The 1,347-nt window shown below is 40.9% G+C and carries 1 protein-coding gene; it reads right to left on the bottom strand.

All coding sequences use genetic code 11. The features are described 5' to 3' along the window. Positions 1 to 157 precede the first annotated feature (157 nt). Positions 158 to 1,180 carry an IS30 family transposase gene (locus ACHBIF_RS11335; RefSeq protein ID WP_162841140.1) on the bottom strand — a complete coding sequence of 341 codons (1,023 nt, stop codon included), beginning with the start codon at positions 1,178 to 1,180 and terminating at the stop codon, positions 158 to 160. Between the last annotated feature and the right edge of the window lie 167 nt (positions 1,181 to 1,347).

Raw genomic sequence — 1,347 nt, forward strand, 5'->3', positions numbered from 1 at the left:
CTCCTAGTAAAGCTTAACAAATGGATAACTTCAAAATCACCTTTTTGGTCTCACATCATTGACAAAGGTACATTTTTAAAATTTTTTTGAAAAAATTATCTATCCCAATTTGTCAAGTCAAGTGCAACAAGTTCATTGGTAACTAGAGATCCAGAGGTTAAGCTGTCTGGGCTAGCCCAAACAGAAATTTCGAGGATTGATATTGAAGAAGTCGTCTGGGGCGCTCATTGATGGCAGTGATATACTTGTCCAGTTCTTCAGAGGTTAGTGAATTAAGTGAGACTCCTTTAGGGATATATTCTCTGAGGAGACCATTGAAGTTCTCGTTTGTTCCTCTCTCATGTGAAGAATAAGGATGTGCAAAGTAAACATCAACGGCTTCCAGGTCTGAGAGTAAACTAAACTCCGCACCATTATCTGCTGTGATGGATGCAATAGGATACAGACTGGTGAGATGCCTTACAGCACTATTAATGGTGTGGGACTGTTTGTCTTCTAGCTTAACGCCCAGTGCATAGCGTGTCTGGCGCTCTACCAATGTCAAAATAACTGCTTCACCTTTGGTTTTCTTGCCAAGAACTAAATCAATCTCCCAATGCCCAAATTCAGAACGGTCATTGATACACTCTGGACGCTCTTCGATAGACTTACCTAAAGTCTTCCGATTCATCTTCGTGACTTTCTTAGAACGTTTTCTGATACTAACCATCTTAGGCAGATCGATTGGTTTAATAGCTAACAGCCCCTCTTTGATATAACGATAAATCGTTTTGGTAGAGGGTACGACTTCTTCAGAATGGCTTGCTTTATAAGTCTGAACAAAACTATCTACGCTATGGAGACGAACGTTAGCCTTCAAGGCATCTCCTAATTGTTCAATGAACCTAGCGGAGCAATCATTCAACTTGAGATAAGAACACTTTCGGCGATTGGTCTCATATACACGTTGTCCACTATCAGCGAAATAGGCGCTGAAATAAGTTCGTTTCCCATTTTTATCCTGTACCTGATCTACTGAACCACGTTTGATTTCTCGACAGATTGTAGACCGGTGACGACCCAGAAGCCGAGCGATTTCAATTGGTTTCTTTCCCATTTTAAGATAAGCTGCAATTTCACCACGTTCTGTGGCTGAGAGATGAGAATAGGATGAGTTTCTGGTAGAATGAGTGTTGGACATGTTCATCTGCTTGCTATACTGAGTTGGGGAATTCTAGTATATCAGACGAACATGTCTTTTTTGTTGCACTTCATTTTACAACGCGGGTTTCGAAAGTTCTATAATGAAGTTAGCCACCCCAACCTAGCCAAAAAACAGCTGTTTCAACTGGTTCAGCTGTCTGTTCT

This window comes from Streptococcus sp. A11, assembly GCF_043674225.1.
Classification (GTDB): domain Bacteria; phylum Bacillota; class Bacilli; order Lactobacillales; family Streptococcaceae; genus Streptococcus; species Streptococcus suis_V.

What these genes read in the sequence shown, in the direction of transcription:
- ACHBIF_RS11335 (WP_162841140.1), bottom strand. Translation starts at nt 1,180, where the DNA reads ATGTCCAACACTCATTCTACCAGAAACTCATCCTATTCTCATCTCTCA.